At 71.3% G+C, this 16,642-nt stretch carries 16 protein-coding genes, 3 tRNA genes and 1 pseudogene; 6 read left to right on the plus strand and 14 right to left on the minus strand.

All coding sequences use genetic code 11. The annotated features are described in order from the left end of the window. Positions 1–8: 8 nt before the first annotated feature. The 4 genes from FFS25_RS00580 to FFS25_RS00595 form a co-directional block, all read right to left on the minus strand. Positions 9–647 (minus strand): ATP-binding cassette domain-containing protein, encoded by a 639-nt coding sequence (locus FFS25_RS00580; protein ID WP_137801535.1) that lies wholly within the window; start codon positions 645–647, stop codon positions 9–11. Further along, positions 644–1,528, minus strand: coding sequence for an ABC transporter permease (locus FFS25_RS00585; protein ID WP_137801632.1), 885 nt, complete (start codon positions 1,526–1,528; stop codon positions 644–646). Before FFS25_RS00585 ends, FFS25_RS00580 begins: the two co-directional genes overlap by 4 nt. 137 nt (positions 1,529–1,665) lie before the next feature. Beyond that, complete coding sequence (gene modA, locus FFS25_RS00590) at positions 1,666–2,433, minus strand: molybdate ABC transporter substrate-binding protein (RefSeq protein ID WP_137801536.1); 768 nt, start codon at positions 2,431–2,433, stop codon at positions 1,666–1,668. Then, on the minus strand, positions 2,430–2,834 hold the full coding sequence (locus tag FFS25_RS00595) for a TOBE domain-containing protein (protein ID WP_024289671.1): 405 nt from the start codon (positions 2,832–2,834) through the stop codon (positions 2,430–2,432). The genes modA and FFS25_RS00595 overlap by 4 nt, the downstream gene beginning before the upstream one ends. Before the next feature lie 134 nt (positions 2,835–2,968). Between FFS25_RS00595 and nadE the strand changes: the two genes are divergently transcribed. Beyond that, positions 2,969–3,790, plus strand: coding sequence for an NAD(+) synthase (gene nadE / locus FFS25_RS00600; RefSeq protein WP_053447998.1), 822 nt, complete (start codon positions 2,969–2,971; stop codon positions 3,788–3,790). A 45-nt stretch (positions 3,791–3,835) separates the two neighbouring features. Here the strand turns inward: nadE and FFS25_RS00605 are convergent, their stop codons facing one another. After that, a complete protein-coding gene (locus FFS25_RS00605) occupies positions 3,836–5,002 on the minus strand; it encodes a putative glycoside hydrolase (protein ID WP_171004033.1) in 1,167 nt (388 codons plus the stop codon). A 488-nt stretch (positions 5,003–5,490) separates the two neighbouring features. Between FFS25_RS00605 and FFS25_RS00610 the strand changes: the two genes are divergently transcribed. Then, positions 5,491–6,294: an exodeoxyribonuclease III gene (locus FFS25_RS00610; RefSeq protein WP_137801538.1), complete on the plus strand. Its 804-nt coding sequence runs from the start codon at positions 5,491–5,493 to the stop codon at positions 6,292–6,294. A gap of 34 nt (positions 6,295–6,328) precedes the next feature. Beyond that, positions 6,329–7,192, plus strand: coding sequence for a DUF8083 family protein (locus FFS25_RS00615; RefSeq protein WP_249933705.1), 864 nt, complete (start codon positions 6,329–6,331; stop codon positions 7,190–7,192). Positions 7,193–7,333: 141 nt separating this feature from the next. On the opposite strand, the pseudogene FFS25_RS14075 reads toward FFS25_RS00615, so the two are convergent. Next, positions 7,334–7,447: pseudogene (locus FFS25_RS14075) on the minus strand (helix-turn-helix domain-containing protein); the annotation flags it as partial. A 275-nt stretch (positions 7,448–7,722) separates the two neighbouring features. Here FFS25_RS14075 and FFS25_RS00625 point away from each other — a divergent pair. After that, positions 7,723–9,180 (plus strand): amino acid permease, encoded by a 1,458-nt coding sequence (locus FFS25_RS00625; RefSeq protein ID WP_024289667.1) that lies wholly within the window; start codon positions 7,723–7,725, stop codon positions 9,178–9,180. Positions 9,181–9,368: 188 nt separating this feature from the next. Here the strand turns inward: FFS25_RS00625 and FFS25_RS00630 are convergent, their stop codons facing one another. From FFS25_RS00630 to FFS25_RS00665, 8 genes are all read right to left on the minus strand, one after another. After that, on the minus strand, positions 9,369–10,100 hold the full coding sequence (locus FFS25_RS00630) for a hypothetical protein (protein ID WP_249933706.1): 732 nt from the start codon (positions 10,098–10,100) through the stop codon (positions 9,369–9,371). Positions 10,101–10,220: 120 nt separating this feature from the next. Next, positions 10,221–11,531, minus strand: coding sequence for a YkvI family membrane protein (locus FFS25_RS00635; RefSeq protein WP_137801539.1), 1,311 nt, complete (start codon positions 11,529–11,531; stop codon positions 10,221–10,223). A gap of 154 nt (positions 11,532–11,685) precedes the next feature. Beyond that, positions 11,686–12,969: a YkvI family membrane protein gene (locus FFS25_RS00640; RefSeq protein ID WP_137801540.1), complete on the minus strand. Its 1,284-nt coding sequence runs from the start codon at positions 12,967–12,969 to the stop codon at positions 11,686–11,688. A gap of 202 nt (positions 12,970–13,171) precedes the next feature. Beyond that, a complete protein-coding gene (locus tag FFS25_RS00645) occupies positions 13,172–13,636 on the minus strand; it encodes a hypothetical protein (RefSeq protein WP_137801541.1) in 465 nt (154 codons plus the stop codon). A 28-nt stretch (positions 13,637–13,664) separates the two neighbouring features. Beyond that, complete coding sequence (locus tag FFS25_RS00650) at positions 13,665–14,036, minus strand: ASCH domain-containing protein (protein ID WP_137801542.1); 372 nt, start codon at positions 14,034–14,036, stop codon at positions 13,665–13,667. Positions 14,037–14,209: 173 nt separating this feature from the next. Further along, positions 14,210–14,282 (minus strand) — tRNA-Phe (locus FFS25_RS00655). Between the two features lie 56 nt (positions 14,283–14,338). After that, positions 14,339–14,412 (minus strand) — tRNA-Asp (locus tag FFS25_RS00660). A gap of 192 nt (positions 14,413–14,604) precedes the next feature. Beyond that, a tRNA-Glu gene (locus FFS25_RS00665) sits at positions 14,605–14,680 on the minus strand. A 130-nt stretch (positions 14,681–14,810) separates the two neighbouring features. On the opposite strand from FFS25_RS00665, the gene FFS25_RS00670 reads away from it, so the two are divergent. Continuing rightward, a complete protein-coding gene (locus tag FFS25_RS00670) occupies positions 14,811–15,158 on the plus strand; it encodes a metallopeptidase family protein (RefSeq protein ID WP_006214124.1) in 348 nt (115 codons plus the stop codon). An 85-nt stretch (positions 15,159–15,243) separates the two neighbouring features. Continuing rightward, positions 15,244–16,596: a D-arabinono-1,4-lactone oxidase gene (locus FFS25_RS00675; protein ID WP_137801543.1), complete on the plus strand. Its 1,353-nt coding sequence runs from the start codon at positions 15,244–15,246 to the stop codon at positions 16,594–16,596. Positions 16,597–16,642 lie beyond the last annotated feature (46 nt).

The raw sequence follows: 16,642 nt of genomic DNA on the forward strand, positions 1-16,642 counted from the left end.
GCACCGACTCAGCGGATCCGCCCGGCCTCCAGATGCAGGGTGCGATCGGCCAGCGCGCGGGCGTCGTCCGGGTCGTGGGTGACCACCACGGCGGTGCGGACCTCGAGCAGGCGCGCGAGCAGCTCGCGCAGGTCCTGCGAGCCCTCGGCATCCACGGCCGCCAGCGGCTCGTCGAGCAGCAGCACCTCCGGCTCGGCTGCCAGGGCGCGAGCCAGGGCGACGCGCTGGGACTGCCCGCCGGAGAGCTCGTGGGCGCGGCGCCGGGCGTACTGCTCGGTGCCGGTCGCCTCGAGGCAGCGGCGGGCCCGTCGGCGGGACTCGGCACGGCTGGCCCCAGCGCTGCGCGGGCCGAAGGCGACATTGTCGAGCACGTCCAGGTGCGGCAGCAGCAGCGGGTGCTGGGCCATGAGGGTGATCCGGCGCCGATGCGGCGGGACCCAGAGGCCGCGGCCCCGCAGATCCATCAGCCGGCGCCCGCCGAGCTCGAGGCTGCCCCGATCGGGCACCAGCAGCCCGGCCACCACCTCCAGGATCGTGGACTTCCCGGAGCCGTTGGGGCCCCTCAGAGCGACGGTCTCCCCGTCGGCGACCTCGAAGGCGACGTCGAGCCCGCGCTGGGCGAGCGCGAACTGCACGCGCAGGCTCACGGGCGCTCACCGCCGGAGCCCAGCGGGGCGGCGGCAGCGACGGGGTCGCGGGGGCTGTCGCTGCGGGGCTCGACTTCCCGGGCGCGGGCATCGCGAGCGCGCGCAGGCCGAGCCCGTTCGAGCTGCCGCGGCGCGGACAGCCCCACGATCAGCACCGCGACCAGCACCAGCACGAGCGCCAGCGCCACGGCCGCCTGCGGATCGGACTCCCGCTGCAGATAGATCTCCAGGGGCAGGGCCCGGGTGACGCCCTGCAGCGACCCCGCGAAGGTCAGGGTCGCGCCGAACTCCCCCAGGCACCGGGCGAAGGCCAGGACCGCGCCCGAGCCCATCCCCGGCAGCACGAGCGGCAGCGTGACCCGGCGCAGCACGGTCGACGGCGAGGCCCCCAGGGTGGCGGCGATCGCCTCGTGCCGATCGCCGGCGCTGCGCAGGGCGCCCTCGACCCCCACGACCAGGAAGGGCAGCGCCACGAAGGTCTGCGCCAGCACCACCGCAGCCGTGGAGAAGGCGATCTCGATCCCGAGCGCCTCCAGGTGGCGCCCGAGCAGCCCGACCCGACCGAAGACGTAGAGCAGCGCCAGCCCGCCCACCACCGGCGGCAGGACCAGGGGCAGCAGCACGACCGAGCGCACGAAGCGGTGGCCCGGGAAGCTGGTGCGCGCCAGGATCAGCGCCATGGGCGTGCCCAGCACCAGGCACAGCGCGGTGCTCACGGCGGCGGTGCGCAGGCTGAGCCACAGGGCATCCAGCGAGGCCTCGGACGTGATGAGCGGCCAGAGCCGCCCGGGCTCGATCCGCAGGATCATCCCGAGCACGGGCAGCACGATCAGCAGCGCGCCGACGACGGCGGGGATCAGCAGCCAGCCGGGGAGGGCCAGGCGGGGGCGTCGGGCCCGCGGAGGCCTTCCTGCTCCAGCCGTACGCCGCGCTCTTCCCCGGCTCGCTGCTCGGTCCCCGCGTCCGGCACCGTCCGCGGGGCACTGCTCATCAGCGCTGGGCTGCCCGGACTGCTCGCTCACGGAGCGCCGAAGCCCTGCTGCTCGAGCCGCTCCCGCCCGGTGTCGCTGCGCACGAAGTCGGAGAACTCCTGGGCCAGGTCCTGGTCCTCGGAATCGGTCAGGACCGAGATCGGGTAGCGGTTGACGGCCCGGTCGGCGTCGGGGATCTCGATCTCCTCGACCTGATCACCCGCGGAGGTGACGTCGGTGCGATAGACCACGCCTGCGTCCGCCTGGCCCGAGGTCACCTTGCCCAGCACGTCCGTCACGGAGCCCTCCTCGCTCACCGCGGCCACCTCCACTCCGGTGACGTCCTCGAGCTCGACGGTCGCGGCGCCGCAGGGCACGCGCTGCTCGCAGATCACGGTGTCGAGCGCGGCGGAGGAGAGGTCCTCCCAGGACTCGACTCCACCGGGATTGCCAGCCGGCACCGCGATGGTCAGGGTGTTGGTGGCCAGCGTCTGCGGCTCGCTCTCGAGCAGCTGGCCCTCGGAGGCCTGGTCCATGGTGCGCTCATCGGCGGTGGCCAGGATGTCGGCGTCGGCGCCCTCCTCCAGCTGGGAGACCAGCGCGGAGGAGCCGGCGAAGCTGAGCTGCACGTCCACGCCGGGGTGGTCCTCCTCGAACTGCTCGGCCAGATCGGTGAAGCTGTCCGTCAGCGAGGCGGCCGCGAAGACCGTCAGCGTCTGCTGCTCCTCGCCGTCCTCTTCCAAGCCTCCGCAGCCGCTCAGGGCCAGCGCGGCGACGGCCGCCAGGGCCAGCGGGCGGAGGGCGCGCGCGCTCATCGCCCCTCCCCCGGGACGTCGACGACCACGTGGGTGGCCTTGACCGAGGCGGTGGCGATCGAGCCGGGCTCCAAGCCCAGCTCCTGCACGGCCTCCGTGGACATCAGCGAGACCACGCGGTGCGGACCGCACTGCATCTCGACCTGGGACATCACCGTGTCCGAGCAGACCTCGGTGACGAGCCCGACCCAGCGGTTGCGCGCCGAGCTGACCACGGCCGTGGGGTCCTCCGGCTGATGGGCCTGGCTCTTGGCCAGCTGCGCCAGCTCGAGGGCATCGACCACGCCGCGCCCGGCGTCGTCGCGGTGCTCCGTGAGCCTGCCCGCCGAGATCCACCGCCGGACGGTGTCGTCGCTGACATCGAGGAAGGAGGCCGCCTGGGCCACCGAGAGCGCCTTCATGCGCCTCACTGTATTCCGGATCCGCAGATGCGGCAAGAGGTTGCCTGATGTTCCGCAGATCGGGCTTCATGCGGGGTTTCCGCCCGCACTCAGAGCCCACGTCCCCGGACGTGCAGGCTGGCTACAATGAGTCCATGCGCAAACTGCAGAAGGCGATCATCGAGGAGATGGGCGTCCAGCCCCGGATCGATCCGGCGCAGGAGGTCCAGCGCCGCGTGCAGCTGCTGTGCGATTACGCGGCGGCCTCCCACTGCCCTGGATTCGTCCTGGGGATCTCCGGCGGTGTGGACTCGACCCTGGCCGGGCGGCTGGCCCAGCTGGCCGTCGAGCAGATGCGGCAGGAGGGGCGGGAGGCCTCGTTCGTGGCCGTCCGCCTGCCCTACCGCGTGCAGGCCGACGAGGACGACGCCCAGGAGGCCCTCCGCTTCATCCGCGCCGACGAGGCGCTCACGGTCGATGTGGCCCCCGGAGCCGACGGGATCGCCCAGCAGGTCGAGGCCGCCCTGGGCGCTGCGACCAGCGACTTCAACAAGGGCAATATCAAGGCCCGCGTGCGCGCCGTGGCCCAGTACGCGATTGCAGGCCAGCGGGGCCTGCTCGTGCTCGGCACGGACCACGGCGCCGAGTCCGTGACCGGCTTCTTCACCAAGTTCGGCGACGGCGCCGCCGACGTCCTGCCGCTGTTCGGCCTGGACAAGCGCCAGATCCGCAGCATCGTCCGCCACCTCGGCGGGCCCGAGTCGCTGTGGTCCAAGGCCCCCACCGCCGATCTGCTCGACGCCTCCCCCGGTCGCACCGACGAGGACGAGCTCGGGCTGGGCTACGACAGCATCGACGACTATCTCGAGGGCCGCGAGGTCCCCGACGAGATCGCCGAGCGGATCGAGGCTCGCTGGCGGATGACCCGGCACAAGCGCACCACCCCGGCCACGCTGCTCGACGACTGGTGGCGCTGAGCACTCGCTGAGGGGCCCGGGCGCCAGCAGCCCAGGCCGCGGCCCTCAGGCGCGGCGCAGCAGGATGCCCTGGTGCGCGCGCAGGACCTGGGTGCCGCGCATCGGGGCCCCGTCCGGGCCCAGCATGCCCTCAGGGATCGTCACATGACGGCGACGCCGCCCGTCGGAGGCCAGGTTGACCACGGCCCAGCCGCCCTCGAACTCGCGCGACCACATGCTCACCACGCCCTCGGCAGGTCCCAGCGGGGCTCCGAGGTCCCACTGCATCTCCGGGATCCAGTGCGCCCGGGTGCCGTCGCGGGAGCCCGCTGCGAAGCGGCCGCGCCCGGCGCCGAAGACCCAGAACGCCGCCAGCCCGCAGCGCACGAGCTGCTGCTCCTGGGCCTGGTCCAGCTCGGTGCGACGCAGCAGCGACGCCGCGATCGGCATCCGCACGAGCACGAGCTGCTCGGCCGGCACCCGACCCGGGCCCTCGCTCGTGATGAGCGAGGCCTGCTGCCGGGCGGCCCCGGGATCGAGCATCCGGCCGTGGGCGGTGCTCAGCCACGTCGGCTCGCACACCCCGCCCCAGGCCGAGAGCTCGACCCAGCGCGCAGGCATCCGCCGCGCGTCCTCGACGACGGCGATGAGCAGCTTCCCGATCCCGTTCAGCGCCTCGCCGGCCTGGCGGATCAGGGCATCGTGCGCCTCGCGCAGCTGCGTGTCGGAGCCCAGGTCCGGCAGCGGGAGGTCCAACGGGTGGTCGTAGAGGTCCAGGTCATCGGCCAGCACGCCGTCGAAGGGCGAGTCCGACAGCTCGCGCACGATCGCCTCGGTCCAGGCGGTGCGGCAGGCCGGGTCCCAGATCCGCAGCTGCCACTGGCCCGGGTGCGCCTCCCATGTGATGGCCTCCTCGGCCCGGCTGCGCGCCACCCAGCCGTTCGCCTCGGCTTGGTCGCAGGACAGCCCGTTCGAGTGCACGGGGCCGGTCTCGGACTCGTCCACGATCAGCGTGCGCCGGCGGCACAGCACCACGACCGCCGGGTCCTCGGACTTCAGCCGTTGCGCCGCGGCCGTCTCCCACGGCTCCAGCACGACCGTGCCGACCTCGCCCACGGCGTGCCCGATCTCCAGTGCGCGCCTGCCCTCGCTGGCGGCGCCTCCCAGCCGCACCCACGCGCCCGGACGGCCGCCCCCGATGCGCTCTCGAGCGCTGTCCGTCGAATCGGCCATGTGCTCCGCTCCCCCTTCTCGTCGGCCGGCGCGCACTGCGCACGACCCGTGCCCGGTCGCGGACGATGCCGTCGCCGGGACTCCCCTGTACCGGGCGACGGCCCCCACCGTCGCCCCTGCGCCGCTGCCCGCGGCGCCGCGCGATTCCGCGCTGGGCAGACACATTGGAACCGACCGCGCATCGCAGCGGCAACGCGGGGCATGTCCCCTCAAGGGCGAACGGCACGGCCAGCACACCCCCCCCTGCGAGCCCCGACGAGCACAGGATCGATGCCGCCCGGTTCCAACGACAATCATCATCTCTGCACGTCAGCAACGTGTTCCGGAGCACCCGGCTCGCACGTGGGCGGACACCGCCGATCTGGGGTCGGGCTGAATCGCGGCGGATGTCTGTGACCCGTTGTGTCGACGGGCTCCCGGCCTCCGGCCCGCGTGCTGCGTCGACTCCCCCGGCTGCGGCGTCAGCCGGCACCGATACCCTGAGGCCCATGAAGATCGCCACCTGGAACGTGAACTCGATCCGTGCCCGCGCCGATCGCGTGGAGGCCTGGCTCGAGCGCACGGACGCCGACGTCCTGGCCATCCAGGAGACCAAGGCCAAGGACGAGTCCTTCCCGTGGGAGGCCTTCGAGTTCTCCGGCTACGAGGTCGCGCACTTCGGGCTGAGCCAGTGGAACGGGGTGGCCATCGCCTCGCGCGTGGGCCTCGAGGACGTCGAGCGCACGTTCCCGGGGCAGCCGTCATTCGGCAAGGAGGGCCAGGAGCCCGTCCAGGAGGCGCGCGCGATCGCCGCCACCTGCGCAGGGGTGCGCGTCTGGTCTCTCTACATCCCCAACGGCCGCGGCCTGGACGACCCGCACATGGTCTACAAGCTCGAGTGGCTCTCGGTGCTGCGCGATCGCGCCCGCGAGTGGTTGCGGGAGGATCCCCGGGCGCAGATCGCCCTGGTGGGCGACTGGAACGTGGCACCGCAGGACCACGATGTCTGGGACATGCAGTTCTTCCTGGACAACGGCATGACCCACGTCTCCGCCCCGGAGCGCCGGGCCTTCCAGGCGTTCCTGGACGAGGGCTATCGCGACGTCGTGCGCGAGCGCCTGCCCGGCCCGGAGGTCTACACGTACTGGGACTACACGCAGCTTCGCTTCCCCCGCAACGAGGGCATGCGCATCGACTTCCAGCTGTGCTCCCCGGCGCTGGCCGAGCGCGTCTCGGATGTGTCGATCGACCGCGACGAGCGCAAGGGCAAGGGCGCCTCGGATCACGTGCCGGTCGTCATCGAGGTCGAGTGATGCCCGCCGTCGTCGCGGTGACGGGGTCGCTGCCGTGGCGCCGCTGAGCGGGCTCGGAAGCGCCTGGCGCGCATCGACCGCACCGGCGCAGCGCTTCGCCCTGCGCGTGTACGTGCCGCAGGACGACCTCGACGGCATCTACCAGCCCCTGGTCCCCGCAGCGGTGCCGCCGGAGGAGGGCTCGGCAGCGCAGCTCGAGGAGCAGCTGGTCCGGCTGGCCGTCGCCGAGGACGGCTCCCTGCCCCCGCGCTTCGACGCCCTGTGGAGACTGCCGAGCTCAGCCGCTCCGGCGCACCCGGGCGAAGGCCCGCCCAGGCCGCTGTTCCACCCGTCGCAGCGCCTGCGCCGCAGCCTGCAGCTGTTCGCCGCGGCCGAGGAGGGCGATCAGGACGCCGCGCTGCTGTCCCTGCTGCTGCCGCATGACGAGGTCGTCGGCCGTGCCCGGAGTGCTGCCCCCGAGCATTTCCTGCCGCAGTACGCCCGCCAGTCGGACTGGACGGTGCCGCTGTCCTGGTTCGCCCTGTTCCTCGAAGAGGACCTGGTGCGCACCCCGTTCCGCGGGCGGATCGTCCACCGGCTGATCGCCCCTGCCTCCGTGGCCGCCCAGCGCGCCGGGGAGGCCTCCGGGACCATCGCGTCGCTGCAGCGCGAGGACGTGGCCGAGCTCGCCGAGGATCTGCAGCGGCTGTCGCGATGGGTCGGCTCCTTCGGGCACGGGGCGCTCATCACCCTGGACTACGGCGCGGTCGCCGATCGCCTGCAGCCGGACGAGAGCCCCCGCGACATGGCCGATGCCATGGCCTTCGCCCGCGACGGAGACCTGGAGTCCACGGCGCTCGCCCTGCGGCGGCTGGTGCGCCGCTGGCTGCCGATCGCGCAGCTGGAGCACGCGAGCTGAACCGCACGGGTTCGGCTCCGCCCTGATCAGGCCCCTTCCGCTCCCGGATGCCGTAGAGACACGTGCGGAGACCTCGGCGGACAGCTCGAAGGCCGTGACCCCCAGGCCGGAGAGGTGCTCCTCCGGCAGCCAGACGACGAAGCCCTCCTCCTCCATGACCCGCAGGAGGTGATAGGCCGAAGAACGGGGCAGCTCGAGCGCCGAGGCGATCGACGCCGCAGCCACCGGACCGCCCCGGCCCGCCAGGTTGCGCAGGGTGCTGCTTGCCGCCGGGACCTTGGATCAGGCCATGGACTTCATCCTCCACGTCGTCGTGAATGCCCTGAGGGCCTCGTGCGCACAGGGCGATCGGGTCGTCGTCGACCCCGGCTCAGTGAATGTGCATCTAGCACTGTGCCACTCGAATCGGCGGAGGCGAACCGCACCTGCCAAGATGTGTGCTGCGGCTCGGGAGGATATGCCATCGCGGACAGATCCTCAGCCCACTGCCTGCCCGAGCGCACCCCAGAGCTGGATCTTCAGGAGAGCCCATGACCCACCACGACCCTGCCCGGCAGCCTGCCGCCGACCTCGCTCCCGGCAGGGAGGGCACCGAGCTCAAGCGCGGGCTGAGCAATCGGCATATCCAGTTCATCGCGCTGGGCTCGGCGATCGGCACCGGCCTGTTCTACGGCTCCGCCTCGGCCATCTCCATGGCCGGGCCCTCGGTGCTGCTGGTCTACCTGATCGCCGGGCTCGCGGTGTTCATGGTCATGCGCGCCCTCGGCGAGCTCGCTGTGCGCCACCCGCTGCCGGGCTCCTTCGGCCAGTACGCGGCGCGCTACCTCGGGCCGTTCGCCGGCTACGTCACGGGCTGGACCTTCGTGTTCGAGATGGCCGTCGTGGCCATCGCCGATGTCACCGCGTTCGCCGTCTACATGAGCTTCTGGTTCCCCGGCACGCCGGCGTGGATCTGGATCACCGCCGTCATCCTGTTCATCGGGGCCATCAACACCCGCAACGTGAAGACCTTCGGCGAGCTCGAGTTCTGGCTCTCGAGCATCAAGGTCCTGGCGATCATCGCCATGATCGTCGGCGGCATCGCCCTGATGGTCATGGGCGTCTCCTACGCCCCGGATGCCTCCCCCGGCCCGCACAACCTCCTCGACCACGGCGGCTTCATGCCCGAGGGCGCATGGGGGCTGCTCGCGTCGCTGTCGGTCGTGGTCTTCGCCTTCGGCGGCATCGAGACCATCGGCATCACCGCCGGCGAGTCCGACGACCCCGGCCATGCCATCCCGCGGGCCATCAACGCGGTGCCGTTCCGCATCCTGCTCTTCTACATCATGGCCCTCGGCGTGATCATGTCGCTGGTGCCCTGGGACAGCATCGACGGCGAGACCAGCCCGTTCGTGCAGATCTTCGACGCCCTCGGCGTCCCGTGGGCCCCCTCGATCCTGAACCTCGTGGTGATCACCGCCGCGATCTCCGCGATCAACGCCGACACCTACGGCGCGGGCCGCGTCCTCTACGGCCTGGCCCAGCAGGGGCACGCGCCCAAGGTCTTCGCCCGCGTCTCCCGCACCGGTGTCCCGTGGCTGACCGTTCTCGGCATGCTGCTCGTGCTCGCACTGGGCGCGGTGCTCAACACCGTGATGACCGACGTCTTCGTCTTCATCGCCTCGATCGCGACCTTCGCGACCGTGTGGGTGTGGCTGATGATCCTGCTCTCCCACCTGGCCATGCGCCGAGAGCTCGGCCTCCGCGGCGGCCCCGAGTCCGAGTTCAAGGTGCCGCTGTGGCCGGTGGCCTCCTGGGCCGCGGTGGCCTTCGTGCTGCTCGTGATCGTGGTGCTGGGCATCATCCCGGACACCCGGATGGCCCTGGTGATCGGAGTCGGCTGGCTGCTCCTGCTCGGCATCGGCTACCTGTTCATCCGCGGACGCGGCCACGCCCGCCCCGAGCTCGACGACCGCACCGCGACGAACCCCCGCGTCCGTCGGGACTGAGCCGCCGTCGGGGCCCCGCAGCGCGGGACCCCGACGGCCGGGCGGTCCTCGCGCGTGCCTTGCGGCCCGTGCGCGAACCGAGCGGCGCCGCTCGATCTCAAGGCGCACACCACGGAGCCACTGGATTCCCATAGTGCTCCGCAGGGGACGTCACAAGCCCGTGCGGTCGCCGAGCGTCCCCAAACAGCTCACGCGGGGCGGGTCAGGATGAGGGGGTGCTCGACGACGACGCGTCCTCGCCGCACTGGTGTTGCTTGAGGACCTCGACGTCGATGGCACCCGTGATTGCCTCGTCGTCGGCCACTGACTCGCCCGCGTAGCGCTCCAGGTGCTTCTCGTGGCCCTGGGTGTAGGTGCGTCGCGGGTCCTCGCGCAGCGTCAGCAGGGCGCGGATGCGATCGCGGCGACCGGTCTCGCGCACGAGCTGCACACGGCGGCGCGACCACACCACGAACAGCGCGCGTCAGTACGCCGAAGAAGCCGCCCCAGCGGGCTTCGCGGGTGTTCGGGAGGCTTCCGCCGATCACCAGGGTCATGGAGACGGCCAGCATCATGTTCATGCAGGCGTAGTTGATGCCGGAGAGCCACCAGGGCCGCACGGGGGTCTCGTTCTGCTGGGCGACCTCGTTGAACGCAGAGGTGTCCACGGGCAGCTGGAGCATCGTGTAGACGAAGGCCGCCAGGACCGCGATCACGATCAGCTGCGTCACCAGGGAGATGATGTTCGAGACCCGGTCGACGTCGAGCTGGCCCACCGCCAGCACGCGCAGGGTCATCAGACCGGCGCCCATCCAGGTGGGGATGCCGATCGCGCCGAAGGAGATGAAGTACTGGATCACCTCCTGGCCCGTGGCGAAGCCGGCTCCGACCACCAGCCCCACGAAGGCCTGAGCTGTCATCAGGACGGTGCGCATGCGCATGGAGGATCCCGGGCAAGCGTGGATCGGGCACCCGGGTCCCCAGCGGATCCCCCAGGGCGGGCGCCGCTGGGCACGCCCTCCAGTGCAGGCCCCCTCACATGCTCGGGGCCCGCCGGGGCGTCAGCCCCGCTGCTGCGAGGAGCCGCCCCGGCCGCGGCCGTCGTCGCGCGCGCCGCCGCCGTCGGCACGCGCCGCACGGCCTCGCGCCTCCTCGATGAGCTCCAGGTCCAGCGCCTCGGTGAGGGTCTCGCCCTGCGCCGAGGAGTCCTGCAGGTACCCGGCCAGCTTGCGCTCGTGGCGCGCCGTGAAGCGCCGCTTGGGATCATCGCGCAGGCGCAGCAGTGCGCGGATGCGATCGCGGCGCCCGGTCTCCTGGCCCACCTGGACGCGGCGGCGCACCCACCAGACGATGAAGACGACGATCATCAGCATCCCGATGTAGCCGACCAGCGGGTAGATGTAGGACATCAGCGTGGAGAAGCCCAGGAAGCTCAGGGCGTAGGCCACCAGGCACACCAGCAGGAACACGGGGCGGTAGCGGTGCGGGGCCCGCACCGTCAGGCGCCGCCCGAGGGCGTAGAACAGCCCGATCACGGTGTTGAAGATCATCAGGTAGACGATGACCACCATGACCGCTGCGGCCGCCGGGTGGATGGACTCGAAGAGGCTGAGCATGGGGACCTCGGCCTGCCCCACGTCCTGGATGTTCAGGTACAGCAGCACCACGACCATCAGCACGAGGATCATGTAGAGCAGGCCGCCGCTGAAGCCGCCCCAGACCGCCTCGCGCGTGTTGGGGGTGCTGCCGCCGATCACCAGGCACATGGACACCGCGACCATGAGGTTCATGCCCGTGTAGTTCATGGCCGAGACCCACCAGGGCCGCACCGGCGACTCGGCCTGCTGGGCCACGGCGCTGAGCTGGGAGAGGTCCTGCGGCAGAGCGAACATGGTCCAGACGAAGGCCGCCAGGATCGCGATGACCACCAGCGGGGTGATCCCGGAGATGATGCTGGAGACGCGGTCGACGTCGAGCTGACCCGCCGCCAGCACGAGCAGGGTCATCAGCCCGGCCCCGATCCAGGTGGGCAGGCCGAACTGCTGCTCCAGCGTGGAGCCCGCGCCGGCGATCATCACGAAGCCGACCGAGAACAGCGTGAAGGTCACCGACCAGTCCAGGAACCGCGACAGCCACGGGTGCGCGACGTTGCCGAAGACCTTGGAGTGGCTCTCGGCCATGAAGTAGCTGCCCAGAAGCAGGGTCACCGACCCCGCCGCCGTCACCAGCAGCCCGGAGATCACCGCGCCCCAGATCCCGATGGCGCCGAAGGACGTGAAGTACTGGATCATCTCCTGGCCGGTCGCGAACCCCGCCCCCACGATCAGCCCCACGAATGCCAGGGCGACCTTCACGGCCGTCATCTTCCTCATGCGGGTCAGTCCCTCCTCGGAGATGGAGCAGGGCGGGCCGAGGCCCGCCCTGCTCCGGATCGGCTCGGTGAGCTTCCGATCCTATGCGCCCTGCGTGGTGCGCCTCACATCACACGACGCCGACGGACGCGCAGCGAGGCAGCTGCACCGAGGCTCACGCCGGCGCGCGGTCGCCGTCGTGCTCCGCGGAGCCCTCGTCGTCCGAGAGCTCGAGGTCCTGCTCCGTGCGCGATTCGAGCACCTGGGTCAGGCGGTCGTCATCGGCCGGCGACTGCCGCACGGCCTCCTCGTAGCGCTTCTCGTGACCGGGGGCGTAGTCCTTGCCCGGGTCGCGGCGCAGGCGCAGCAGGGCGCGCAGACGGCCGCGGCGCGTGGTCTCCTCCGCGATCTGCGTGCGGTAGCGCGCCCAGCCGAAGACCATGACCACGATCATGACCATGCCCGTGTAGCCGATCACCGGGTAGACGTACTCCATGAGGGTGTCGAAGCCGGCGAAGCTCACGCCGTAGCCGAGCAGGCAGGCGAGCAGGAAGACCGGGCGGTACTTGTCCCGGTGCGAGGCCGTCAGCCGGCGCCCCAGTGCGTAGAACATGCCGATCGCGGTGTTGAAGATCATCGCGAAGATGATGAACACCATGATCGTGGCCAGCACCGGGTGCATGGCCTCGAACAGCTGCAGCATGGGCACCGCGGAGTCGCCGACCTCCGCCATGTTGAAGTACAGGGCGACCGCTGCCATCAGCAGCAGCACCGTGTAGAGGATGCCCCCTATCAGGCCGCCGAGACCGGCCTCGCGCGGCTCGGCATTGTTGCCGCCGATCACCAGGCACATGGACACGCCCAGCAGCAGTGCCAGGCCGTTGTAGTTCAGGGCCGAGAGCAGCCACGGCTGGACAGGGGAGGCCTGCTCCTGAGCGACCGAGCTGAGCTGCGAGAAGTCCTGCGGCAGGTTCGCCATCGTGTAGATGAACGCGACGATCACGGCCAGGATGATCAGCGGGGTGAGCATCGAGATGACGTCGGAGACCTTCTCGACGTCCAGCAGGCCCACCAGCATGACGATCACCGTCATCACCGCAGCGCCTGCCCAGGCGGGGAAGCCCCACTGCTGCTCGAGCGTGGAGCCGGCTCCGGCCAGCATGACGAACCCGACCGCGAAGAGGGTCAGGGTCACGGCGATGTCCAGGAACCGCGAGATCCCGGGGTTGGCCACGCTGCGGAAGACGCGGTTGTGCTCCTCAGCCAGGTAGAAGCTGCCCAGCTGGATGATCACGGCGCCGGCCAGCGCGAACACCACGCCTGCGACCACGGCGCCGACGAGGCCGATGGCCCCGAAGGAGAGGAAGTACTGGATGACCTCCTGGCCCGTGGCGAATCCCGCTCCCACGAGCAGGCCCACGAAGGACAGGGCGATCTTGCAGGATCTCTTCAGAGACACTCTGTACAGGCTCCTCATCGTCTGTTGTCCGTCCCGGAGACGCCGTCGCGGCTGCGGCAGGGCGCGAAACGGCCCCCAGCCTCTTGTCGTCCTGGGGGCCGCGGATCTTCCGGGTGGGCGCTCATGCGCCGACGTTCCACTGTAGGGGAGCCCGCTGATGATCCCCAGCGCGGGGTCACAGACCGGTCACGACGTCCGCCGCTCAGCTCGAGCAGTGCCGCCTGATCCAGAGATCGACGGGGTCCAGGTCCGTTCGCAGCTCGTCGAGCTCCTGAGGCTCCAGGCCCATGCCGTAGTCCTCGAGCAGTCCGGCGGCCTCGTCGAAGTCGTCGCGCACGGCGGCCGGTGCGTCATCTGCGGCCTCGCGCACGTCGGCGGCTGTGGCCGCGGGATCCAGCGACGGGGCGCCGTCCTCCTCGGCCAGCGGCAGCAGGGTGAGGGAGAGGTACAGCTCGGAGACGACGGCACACTGCTCGGGTGCGGCCGGATGCGGCTCAGCCTGCTCGCGCGATACGGTGCCGGCTTCCGCGCTGGCCTGGGGCCCCGGCACGGCTTCCGGGCTCTCCAGGGGCGCATCGCCGCCGGCGGCGCAGCCCGGCAGCACCGCGACGGCCGCCAGCAGGGCGGACGCGGCCATCAGACGACGCGGTGCGGATGCTCGGCTCACGCCCACACAGTAGCGGCCGCGCGAGCCGTCACGGGCGGGCGAGCTCGAAAGCCACGATGTCAACGGCGCTGCCACCGGGCATGTCCGGGTAGTGCCGGTCGAGAGCGGCCTGCAGCTGGGCGAGGGACTCGAAGCCGTCGCGCACGGCGTCCTGCTCGCTGAGCTCGTCGCGGCGCACGGTGCGCGCGCCAGTCACCTCCGCGCCGATCACGACGTCCTCGCCGGAATCCTTCTCGAACACGATCTCGGCCGGACCCGGGACGAAGGGGTCCTGGTACCGCACGGTCTGGCGCTTGCTGCCATCCCGGATCAGGGTCTCGTAACCCTCCCACATGAGGATGCGCTGCAGCGGCTGTCCGCCGGCGTCGGGGCTCTGGTGCTGGTTCGGCTCTGCGGTCATGACGCCCACGGTAGCCGCCGCTCCGTCGCCCTCGACCGGCCGATTGCGGACTGCCCAGCCGTCGGCTGGTGGGATGGGGAATCGGCCGCTCGGACAGCGGAGGGGCTGACGCTCGACAAGCGGGCGGGCATGCAGAAGGCCCCCGCACTGGTGTGCGGGGGCCTTCTGGGCTGTGGCTCCGACCGGCGTCGATCCGGTGACCTTACGATTTTCAGTCGTACGCTCTACCAACTGAGCTACAGAGCCAGGCATCCGGTGTCTCAGATGCCAAGACGGCCTCAGCTGAGCTGACGCCGTCCGTGCGACCCTGACGGGACTTGAACCCGCGACCTCCGCCGTGACAGGGCGGCGCGCTAACCAACTGCGCTACAGGGCCTTGTGGAGTGCTTACAGGCGGTCCCGCGGGACCTCCCTGCCGTTTTCCAACGAGGCAAGATATTAGCACCATGACAGCCCCTGCGCGCAAATCGGGATCCGCAGCCCCCGGAGCTCATCCGTCGGGCGCTGAATGCCCCCGGAGACGACGAAGCGCCCGGCCGGCTGATGCCGACCGGGCGCTCGCCTGCGCTGGTACCCCCAACGGGATTCGAACCCGTGTCGCCGCCGTGAAAGGGCGGTGTCCTAGGCCTCTAGACGATGAGGGCGCACCGCGCGCAAGGCACGCGGACGGAACCGGAGCCTATCAGGTCCGCCCCCTCCCCCGAGGGCCCGACGATGCCTCGACGACGGCGATCAACAGCCGTTGTCAGGCCCTTGCGCGAGAATGCAGCGGTGATGGACGTCAGCGAGGCCGAGTTCGAATCCCTGGTCGATGATGCCCTCGACGGCATCCCCGAGGACATCTTCGCGATGCTCGACAACGTCGTCGTGCTGATCGAAGCACGGCCTCCGGAGGGGATGCCGGAGCTGCTGGGGCTCTACGAGGGCGTGCCGCTCACCGAGAGGGACTCGTCGTGGATGGGCTCGCTGCCCGATCACATCCGCATCTTCCGCGAACCGCTGCTGCGCATGTGCCGCGATCGGGATGAGCTGGTCCACGAGATCACCGTGACCGTCGTGCATGAGATCGCCCACCACTTCGGGATCGAGGAGCAGCGGCTGCACCGACTCGGCTGGGGATGAGGCAGCCGTACCGCGTGCTTGCAGGAGCGCGGGGCAGAATGTCCGCAGGAGCCCACCGCACACCACTCGTCAGCAGGAGACAGCGATGACCGCAGAGGATGGACTGCCCTCGGAGACGAGGCCCGCGACCTGGAGCACCTGGGACCGCTCCGGGACGGCGGAGGACGTCCGCACGCTGCGCCCCCAGACCGTCGAGCAGCTCTCCGAGGCCATGGCGGCGGCCGCGGCGGCGGGGCTGAGCACCCGGGTCACGGGCGCGGGCCACAGCTTCAACCTGCTGGCCGAGCCGCAGCAGCTGCGCCTGGACACCTCCGAGCTCGTGGGGCTGCAGGAGGTCGACCGGCCGGGGCGCCGAGCCACGTTCCTGGGCGGCACACCCCTGATCCAGGCCGCGCGCGAGCTCGACTCCTGCGGGCTGGCCTTCTCCAACCTTCCCGACACCCTGCACCAGTCCATCGCCGGGGCGATCTCCACCGCCACGCACGGCACGGGCGCCGGCTTCCAGTCGCTGTCGGGGCAGGTCGTGGCGCTGACCCTGGTGCTGGCCTCCGGCGAGATCGTGGAGTGCTCCCTCACCCAGCGCCCGGAGCTCTTCCAGGCGGCTCGCGCCGGGCTGGGCGTCATCGGCGTGATCGCCGCCGTGACGGTGCAGTGCGAGGAGTCCTACCGCCTGCACTCGGCCGAGTTCAACGAGTCGCTCGAGCCGGTGATGGCGGGGCTGGGCGAGCGCATGGCCTCGGCCGATCACTTCGAGCTGTACTGGAACCCGGGCAGCGACTCCGCCCACACCCACATCATGAGCCGCCTGCACCGGTTGCCCTCCGAATGGTCCGCCCCCGGCTCCCGGATGGCCCAGGGCGTGCGCCGCAGCGACGACGCCGTCCTGCGCCGCGCCCTGCCGGCGGCCCTGAACCGCCTGGCCGGGGCCGCCCCGCGGGCGATCCCCGGGCTGCGCCGGCTGGACTCCCTGTCGCTGAGCTCGCGGCGCTACACGGATCTGTCCTACAAGGTCTTCGCCTCCTCGAGGCCCGTGAAGTTCCTGCAGACCGAGTGGGCCGTGCCCCTCGAGCAGCTCCCGGAGACCTTCCGCGAGGTGCAGAAGGTGCTCGATCGCGAGCAGGCCGATCTAGGTCTCCCGCTGAGCGTGCGCTGCTCGGCACCGGAGGAGACCTGGCTGTCGCCGGCGCACGCGCGCTACACGGGGTGGATCACGGTGCGGCAGTTCTGGCGGCGCTGGCGCCCGGAGACCTTCGAGGCCCTCGAAGAGGTGTTCCTGGCCCACGACGGACGCCCCCACTGGGGCGGCCGCCACAGCCTGCAGGCCGAGCAGCTGCGTCCCATGTACGCGCACTGGGACGACTTCCTGGCCGTGCGCGAGCAGGCAGACCCCCGGGGGCTGCTGCTCAACGACACCGCCCGAGGCCTGCTGGGCCTCTGAGAGCAGCTGCCGGTCCCGCCCCGCGAGCGGGGCAGGTCCGGCAGAC

Origin of the sequence: Kocuria sp. 2SI (assembly GCF_005502825.1) — a bacterium.
GTDB classification, from domain to species: domain Bacteria; phylum Actinomycetota; class Actinomycetes; order Actinomycetales; family Micrococcaceae; genus Kocuria; species Kocuria palustris.

Coding starts and splice junctions, on each gene's coding strand:
- FFS25_RS00595 (WP_024289671.1), bottom strand. CDS start 2,834: ATGAAGGCGCTCTCGGTGGCCCAGGCGGCCTCCTTCCTCGATGTCAGC.
- nadE (WP_053447998.1), top strand. CDS start 2,969: ATGCGCAAACTGCAGAAGGCGATCATCGAGGAGATGGGCGTCCAGCCC.
- FFS25_RS00610 (WP_137801538.1), top strand. CDS start 5,491: ATGAAGATCGCCACCTGGAACGTGAACTCGATCCGTGCCCGCGCCGAT.
- modA (WP_137801536.1), bottom strand. CDS start 2,433: ATGAGCGCGCGCGCCCTCCGCCCGCTGGCCCTGGCGGCCGTCGCCGCG.
- FFS25_RS00625 (WP_024289667.1), top strand. CDS start 7,723: ATGACCCACCACGACCCTGCCCGGCAGCCTGCCGCCGACCTCGCTCCC.
- FFS25_RS00605 (WP_171004033.1), bottom strand. CDS start 5,002: ATGGCCGATTCGACGGACAGCGCTCGAGAGCGCATCGGGGGCGGCCGT.
- FFS25_RS00630 (WP_249933706.1), bottom strand. CDS start 10,100: ATGCGCATGCGCACCGTCCTGATGACAGCTCAGGCCTTCGTGGGGCTG.
- FFS25_RS00670 (WP_006214124.1), top strand. CDS start 14,811: ATGGACGTCAGCGAGGCCGAGTTCGAATCCCTGGTCGATGATGCCCTC.
- FFS25_RS00635 (WP_137801539.1), bottom strand. CDS start 11,531: ATGAGGAAGATGACGGCCGTGAAGGTCGCCCTGGCATTCGTGGGGCTG.
- FFS25_RS00675 (WP_137801543.1), top strand. CDS start 15,244: ATGACCGCAGAGGATGGACTGCCCTCGGAGACGAGGCCCGCGACCTGG.
- FFS25_RS00650 (WP_137801542.1), bottom strand. CDS start 14,036: ATGACCGCAGAGCCGAACCAGCACCAGAGCCCCGACGCCGGCGGACAG.